Source organism: Arthrobacter rhamnosi (assembly GCF_054510855.1).
Map to the genome: position 1 here is coordinate 177,456 of NZ_JBTNDT010000008.1, position 8,039 is coordinate 185,494.

An 8,039-nucleotide genomic window follows, 5' to 3' on the forward strand; every position below is an offset into this window, starting at 1 on the left:
CCGCGCAATCGCTTACGTAATACGCGGCCTCGGACGCCGCTACACAAAGCCCCCTTAGCATTTCGGCTCATTACTCGCTAACGTCTTACGGGTGACGACCACTACCGAGCAGAACCGAAATGTCCAGTATCCCGAGGGACTCCGTTTTGGCCGTATCCCCATCACGGCCGTGACGCCTGTCATCGAGGACGGCCGCTTTCCCGCCAAGGGGATCCCCGGCTCTGACATCGCCGTGGGCGCGACCGTGTTCCGGGAGGGCCACGACCAGCTGGGCGTGTCAGCCGTCCTCTACGACCCCCGTGGCAAGGAGGTGCAGCGCGTCCGCATGACGCCGGTGGGGTCCGGGCTGGACCGCTGGGCCGGCACGCTGACCCCGCGCGCCAAGGGCCTGCACACCTTCACCATCGAGGGATGGTCCGATCTCTTCGGCACCTGGGAGCACGATGCGACCATCAAGATCGCCGCAGGGGTCGACGTCGAGCTGATGCTGGCAGAGGGAGCCGCGCTCTTCACGCGGGCCGCCGGGGAGCGCTCGGCGCGCGACGCCGTACTCTTCCGCCGTGCGGCGGACGCCCTCGCGGACACGTCCCAGAGTGTCGAGGCGCGCCTCGCCGCCGGATTGTCCCCGCAGATCCACGAGGCGATCGCACGCCAGCCCATCCGGTCGCTGGTCACCGCGTCGCAGGCGTACCCGATCAACGTGGAGCGCGAACTGGCCGGCCGTGCCGCCTGGTACGAGTTCTTCCCCCGATCCGAGGGAGCCACCTACAACCCCGAGACGGCCGAGTGGACGTCCGGCACGTTCCGCGAGGCCACCAAACGCCTCGACGCGGTCGCGGCCATGAACTTCGACGTCGTGTACCTCCCACCGATCCACCCCATCGGGCGGACGCACCGCAAGGGCCCGAACAACACCCTGACCGCCGGCCCCGGCGATCCCGGATCACCCTGGGCCATCGGCTCCGAGGCCGGAGGCCACGACGCGATCCACCCGGACCTGGGGACGTTCGACGATTTCGACGCCTTCGTGGCCCGTGCCAACGAACTGAACCTCGAGGTCGCCCTCGACCTCGCGCTGCAGGCCTCCCCCGACCACCCCTGGGTGACCTCGCATCCCGAGTGGTTCACCACCCGTGTCGACGGCTCCATCGCCTACGCCGAGAACCCCCCGAAGAAGTACCAGGACATCTACCCGATCAACTTCGACAACGATCCGAAGGGCCTGTCGAAGGAGGTCCTCCGGATCGTCCTCATGTGGATCCAGCACGGCGTGAAGATCTTCCGGGTCGACAACCCGCACACCAAGCCGGTGCAGTTCTGGGAGTGGCTGATCGCCCGCGTGAACAAGAAGCACCCGGACGTCATCTTCCTCGCCGAGGCCTTCACCCGGCCGCCGATGATGCATGCGCTCGGCCGGGCAGGGTTCCAGCAGTCGTACTCCTACTTCACGTGGCGCAACACCAAGACCGAGCTCGAGGAGTACTTCACCGAGATCAGCCAGGTCTCGCCCGCCTACTTCCGGCCCAACTTCTTCGTCAACACCCCCGACATCCTCACCGAGTACCTCCAGTACGGCGGGCCGGCCGCCTTCAAGATCCGGGCGGTGCTCGCTTCCATGGCCAGTCCGCTGTGGGGCGTCTACTCGGGCTACGAGCTGTACGAGCACGTCGCCCGTCCGGGTGCCGAGGAGTACATCGACAACGAGAAGTTCCAGTACCGGCCGCGGGACTATGCCGCCGCCGAGGCGGAGGGACGCTCCCTCACGCCGTTCATCACCAGGCTCAATGCGATCCGCCGGGCGCACCCGGCACTGGGAGACCTCGAGAACCTCACCGTCCACGGCAGCACCGACACCGCCACCGTGGTCTTCGCCAAGCACAAGCAGACGGCGGAGGGCAAGGACACGGTCATCGTCGTCGTCAACGTCGACCCGCACAGCACGCGGGAGAGCACGGTGTCCCTGAACCTCAGCCAGCTGGGGCTGGACGCCGCCGACTTCGACGAGAACGGTACGTTCCTGGTGGACGACCTCATCACCGGTCAGACCTTCACCTGGGGCGAGCATAATTACGTCCGGCTCGATCCCCACGTGGAGCCCGCCCACATTCTCTCGATCAGGAGGCAGCGCTAGTGCCCAACCCCTTCCAGCTCAACGCACCCGGACTGGCCCATGACCCCCACTGGTACCGCAAGGCGGTCTTCTACGAGGTCCTGGTCCGCGGATTCGCCGATGCGAACGGGGACGGCTCCGGCGACCTCTCGGGCCTGATCGACAAGCTGGACTACCTCCAGTGGCTCGGCGTCGACTGCCTGTGGCTGCCACCGTTCTTCAAGTCCCCGCTGCGCGACGGCGGCTACGACATCTCGGACTACTACGATGTCCTCGACGAGTTCGGCTCGCTGGGCGACTTCAAGCGGCTCGTCGCCGAGGCTCATGCGCGCGGCGTGCGGGTCATAATCGACCTGCCCTTCAACCACACCTCGGAGCAGCACCACTGGTTCCAGGAGTCCCGCCGGGACCCCGAGGGCCCGTACGGCGACTTCTACGTCTGGAGCGACACGGACGAGAAGTACCAGGACGCGCGCATCATCTTCGTGGACACCGAGGAATCGAACTGGACGTTCGACCCGGTGCGCCGACAGTTCTTCTGGCACCGGTTCTTCAGCCACCAGCCGGACCTCAACTTCGAGAATCCCAAGGTGCAGGAGGCCATCTTCGACGTCGTGAGGTTCTGGCTCGACCAGGGCATCGACGGCTTCCGCGCGGATGCCATCCCCTACCTCTTCGAGGAGGAGGGCACCAACTGCGAGAACCTGCCGAAGACGCACGAGTTCCTCAAGCGCCTTCGCGCCATGGTGGACGAGAACTACCCGGGCCGGGTCATCATCGCCGAGGCGAACCAGATGCCGGACGAGGTCGTCGAGTACTTCGGCGACGAGGACAGCCCCGAGTGCCACATGTCCTTCCACTTCCCGATCATGCCGAGGCTCTTCTACGCGCTGCGCGACCAGAAGGCCGCCCCCATCATCGAGACGATGAAGGAGACCCCGGACATCCCGGCCGGCGCCCAGTGGGGCACGTTCCTCCGCAACCACGACGAGCTCACCCTCGAGATGGTCACCAGCGAGGAGCGCGAGGCGATGCTCGGCTGGTACGCGCCGGATCCCCGCATGCGTGCGAACATCGGCATCCGCCGGCGGCTGTCCCCACTGCTCGACAACTCGCGGGCCGAAGTGGAGCTGATCCACGCCCTGCTGCTGTCCCTGCCCGGCAGCCCGTTCCTCTACTACGGCGATGAGATCGGCATGGGCGACAACATTTGGCTCGAGGACCGTGATGCGTCCCGCACCCCGATGCAGTGGAACCCGGACCGCAACGCGGGCTTCTCCCCGGTGGACCCCGGCAAGCTGTACCTCCCGGTCGTGCAGTCGCTGGTGTACCACTACAACCACGTGAACGTCGAAGCGCAGATGGCGACCTCGAGTTCGCTCCTGCACTGGGTCCGGCAGATGCTCGCGGTGCGCAAGGCCCATCCTGCGTTCGGGCTCGGCACCTACCGCAACGTCCCCGTCGACTCGGAGCACGTCCTGGCGTTCCTCCGCGAGGTCGAGTCGGGCAATGCCGAAGGCGAGCCCGCAGAGTCGGTGCTGTGCATCTTCAACCTGTCGCAGCATCCGGTGGCAGTGAAGATGCGCCTCCCGGAATTCGCGGGCCGTGGCCTGCGGGACCTCTTCGGCGGGGCGATCTTCCCGGCCTTCGCCGAGGACGGCGAGAACACGCTGACGCTCGGCAGCCACGACTTCTTCTGGCTGCGCGTGCGGTCCGCGAGCTCCAACACGTCGTCCCCGCACACGGAAGCGATGCCCGTCATCCCCCTGCCGGAGGCGATCCGATCATGACGCACACCCCCTTCATCCCGGAGATCCTCACGGAATGGCTTCCGTCCCAGCGGTGGTTTCCCGCGAAGGAACCGTCGGCGGCCCTGACGGTCGTCGGCGGAACGGTCCTGGAGGATCCCGCCGGTGCCGCGGGCTTCGAGGTGCATTTCCTGGCCGTCGACTCCGGACGGCGGACCGACGTCGTCAGTGTGCCGATCAGCTACCGCAGTGAACCGCTCGACGACGCCGCGTCCGGGCTCATCGGCCAAGTCGAGCATCCCGACCTCGGCCCGCAGTGGGCCTACGACGCGACCCACGACGCCGACTTCGTGCGCCTGTGGGTCGACTTCCTCCTGCGCGGCAGCAGCACCCCCGACGGGAGGCTCTCGGGCGTCGTCATCAAGGCGCCCGCCCACCAGGAGCCGGGCACGGCGCAGCCCGTGAAGGTGCTCCAGGGTGAGCAGTCGAACACCTCGGTCGTGTACGGCACCGGCGCGGGGTCCATGATCGTGAAATTCTTCCGCGTCCTCGCCGCCGGTGAGAGCCCCGACGTGTACATCAGCGCAGGGCTCACCGCCGAAGGGTCCACGGATACCCCGGACACCTTCGGGTGGATCACGGGCACCTGGCAGGAACCGCACGGGGAACCCGGCCACCATGTGACGGGCCACGTCAGCGTCCTGCGCGACTTCGTCGAGGGAAGCACCGATGCGTGGCGCACGGCGTCGCTCGCGGCGTCCTCCGCAACGGACTTCACCACCGAGGCACGAGGTCTCGGCCAGGCCGTCGCCCGGATCCACCGGCAGCTCGAGGGCGCCTTCGGCAGCCGCAGGGCGAGCGACACCGAGGAGAAGGAGTTCAAGGACGCGCTCGTACAGCGCATCCGCTGGGCCTGGGAGGAAGCGGGGAACGCCGTCGGGCCCCGGGGCGCCGAGGTCGACCGCATCATCCGCGACGTCGAAAGCCTCGGGGACATCCCGCCCCTGCAGCGCATCCACGCCGACCTCCACCTGGGTCAGGTCCTCCAGGCCCCCGACGGCACATGGCTCATCATCGACTTCGAGGGGGAGCCCCTCCGGCCCACCGCGGAGCGGAGCGTCCCCGACGTCCCACTGCGCGACGTCGTCGGCATGGTCCGCTCCCTGGAGTACGCCGCGGCCTCCCGCGGGGCTGCTCCGGTCGGTTCCCCCGAGGCCGCCGAGACCGAACAGTGGTCGGACGCCGCGCGCGATGCCTTCCTGGCGGGGTACGCGGAGGAGGCCGGAGCGCCCGTCGACACGGCAGGTCCGCTGTTCCGCGCCCTCTGGCTCGACAAGGCCCTGTACGAAGTCGTCTACGAGATCCGCAACAGGCCGGACTGGGTAGAGATGCCCGTCCGGGATGTCCGACGCGCGCTGGGTGCACAGCCCGGAGCGGACGCTACGAAAGCAGCTGACATGAACCCCCCGAAGAACTCCGGCCCGGACGAGGGCACAGGCGAAGAGACCATCACAGGCAAGGCGGCCAAGGCCGTCGCGGATACGGCGAAGGCCGTGGCCGGCAAGGCGAAGAGCGCAACGGCAGGACTGGCCGTGAAGGCGAAGGAGGCAGTGGCCTCTTCCGACCAGGACGACGTCCCCGACACCTCCACCGGCTCCGCAGCGGCGGACCTGACCCCCGTCCCGGTCGACCCGTCCGTCCTCCACCAGGTCTCGGAAGGCAGCTACTACCAGCCGCACGCCGTGCTGGGCGCGCACCTCGGCAACGACGACGTCGTGACCATCCGGACACTGCGCCGCCTGGCCCGCTCCGTCACCGTCATCACCGCTTCCGGGCGTACCGAGCTGCACCACGAGCACAACGGCATCTGGGTCGGAGCCCTCCCCGCCGAGAACCCCGGACATGTCCCCGACTACCGGCTCGAGGTGGCCTACGGCGGCGAACCGGACATCGTCGACGACCCGTACCGGTTCCTGCCGACACTCGGCGAGATCGACATGCACCTGATCGGTGAAGGCCGGCACGAGACACTGTGGACCGCGCTCGGTGCGCATGTCCGCCACTACTCGTCCGTCCTGGGCGACATCGACGGAGTGTCCTTCGCGGTCTGGGCCCCGAACGCCCGCGCCGTGCGCGTCATGGGCGACTTCAACGGCTGGGACGGAACCGTCAACGCCATGCGCGCCCTCGGCAGCTCCGGCATCTGGGAGATCTTCATCCCCGGGGCAGGGGCGGGCACCTGCTACAAGTTCGAGATCCTCGGCAACGACGGGCAGTGGCGCGAGAAGGCCGACCCGATGGCGCGGGGCACCGAGGTCCCTCCCCTCACCGGGTCGAAGGTCGTCGAGTCGACCTACGTCTTCGGTGACGACGAGTGGATGGAGGCGCGTGCCGCCGGCGATCCCCACAACGGCCCGATGAGCGTCTACGAAGTGCACCTCGGGTCCTGGCGCCAGGGGCTGGGCTACCGGGAGCTCGCCGAGCAGCTCGTGGAATACGTGTCCTGGCAGGGCTTCACGCACGTCGAGCTCATGCCGGTCGCCGAGCATCCCTTCGGCGGCTCGTGGGGCTACCAGGTGACGTCCTACTTCGCGCCGACCTCGCGCTTCGGTTCGCCCGACGACTTCAAGTACCTGATCGACAGGCTGCACCAGGCCGGCATCGGCGTCATCATGGACTGGGTTCCTGCCCACTTCCCGAAGGACGCGTGGGCGCTGGCCAACTTCGACGGCGGCACCCTGTACGAGCACGGGGACCCGTTCCTCGGGGAGCACCAGGACTGGGGCACGCTGATCTTCGACTTCGGCCGCCGTGAGGTCCGCAACTTCCTCGTTGCGAACGCGCTCTACTGGCTGGAGGAATTCCACATCGACGGGCTGCGTGTCGATGCCGTCGCGTCGATGCTCTACCTCGACTACTCCCGTGAGGAAGGCCAGTGGCGCCCGAACAGGTTCGGCGGCCGCGAGAACCTCGAGGCCATCTCCTTCCTGCAGGAGGTCAACGCGACCGCCTACAAGAGGGCGCCGGGCATCGTGATGATCGCGGAGGAGTCGACGGCGTTCGACGGCGTGACCAGGCCCACCAGCTCGGGAGGCCTCGGCTTCGGCATCAAGTGGAACATGGGGTGGATGCACGACACCCTGCAGTACATCTCGGAGGACCCGATCAACCGGGTGCACCACCACGGCAAGGCGACGTTCTCCATGGTGTACGCCTACACCGAGAATTTCATGCTCCCCATCAGCCACGACGAAGTCGTGCACGGCAAGGGTTCCCTGCTGCGCAAGATGCCGGGCGACCGGTGGCAGCAGCTGGCCAACGTTCGCGCGTACCTCGCGTTCCAGTGGGCCCACCCCGGGAAGCAGCTCATCTTCATGGGATCGGAGTTCGCCCAGGAATCCGAGTGGGCCGAGCACCACAGCCTCGACTGGTGGCTCACCGACACGCCGTCGCACAAGGGTGTCCAGGAGCTCGTCCGCACCCTCAACGCGATCTACAAGGAGACCCCGGCGCTGTACGCGCGGGACAACGAACCTGCCGGTTTCCAGTGGATCGACGAGAACGACGGCGAGCACAACACGCTGTCCTTCATCCGCTGGGACCACCAGGGGAACCCGCTCGTGTGCATCGCCAACTTCGCCGGTGGCCCGCACGAGGGCTTCCGGGTCGGACTGCCCTGGGCGGGGGAATGGACCGAGGTCCTGAACACCGACTCCGAGGAATTCGGCGGGTCGGGCGTCGGGAACCGCGGCCTCGTGACAGCCCAGGAAGGCGCGCACAACGGCCAGCCGGCATACGGCGACGTGCGGGTTCCGCCTCTCGGAGTGCTCTACCTGAAGCCCGCAGCCTCCTGACCGGCGGCCGGTAGGCCCGGCGGCGGACCCCCTTCCACGAGGGGGTCCGCCGCTGTTTTACATTCCGGACCCACCGGTGCTACTGTTTATATCCGCGCTGATGAAGACATCTGATCGGCCGACAACCACAGAACCAAGGCTCACCTTCTATCCGCATGGACGGGATCGAGGGCCGAGGGAAGCGGGAACCGGCCGATTTGGAGAAACGGAAGAAGCGGGGTAGGCTTGAAAAGTTGCTTCGGAGCGAGGACACAGCGGTTTGGTTGTGTTTGGTGCCGGTAGCTCCTGTTGTTTGAGAACTCAATAGTGTGCCAAGTTTGTTGATAC

3 protein-coding genes are annotated in these 8,039 nt (G+C 67.3%); all 3 read left to right on the forward strand.

Annotated features, from left to right (window positions below; translation table 11 throughout):
- Window positions 1-91: 91 nt before the first annotated feature.
- From ACX80I_RS15350 to glgB, 3 genes are read left to right on the forward strand one after another with little or no spacing between them, the layout of a single operon-like run.
- Complete coding sequence (locus ACX80I_RS15350) at window positions 92-2,131, forward strand: alpha-1,4-glucan--maltose-1-phosphate maltosyltransferase (RefSeq protein ID WP_459345969.1); 2,040 nt, start codon at window positions 92-94, stop codon at window positions 2,129-2,131.
- A complete protein-coding gene (gene treS / locus ACX80I_RS15355; protein WP_459345970.1) occupies window positions 2,131-3,900 on the forward strand; it encodes a maltose alpha-D-glucosyltransferase in 1,770 nt (589 codons plus the stop codon). The genes ACX80I_RS15350 and treS overlap by 1 nt, the downstream gene beginning before the upstream one ends.
- The gene (gene glgB / locus ACX80I_RS15360; RefSeq protein ID WP_459345971.1) at window positions 3,897-7,712 is read left to right on the forward strand and encodes a 1,4-alpha-glucan branching protein GlgB; all 3,816 of its coding nucleotides are present in this window, start codon (window positions 3,897-3,899) and stop codon (window positions 7,710-7,712) included. Before treS ends, glgB begins: the two co-directional genes overlap by 4 nt.
- The last annotated feature ends 327 nt before the right edge of the window (window positions 7,713-8,039 follow it).

What these genes read in the sequence shown, in the direction of transcription:
- glgB (WP_459345971.1), top strand. Translation starts at nt 3,897, where the DNA reads ATGACGCACACCCCCTTCATCCCGGAGATCCTCACGGAATGGCTTCCG.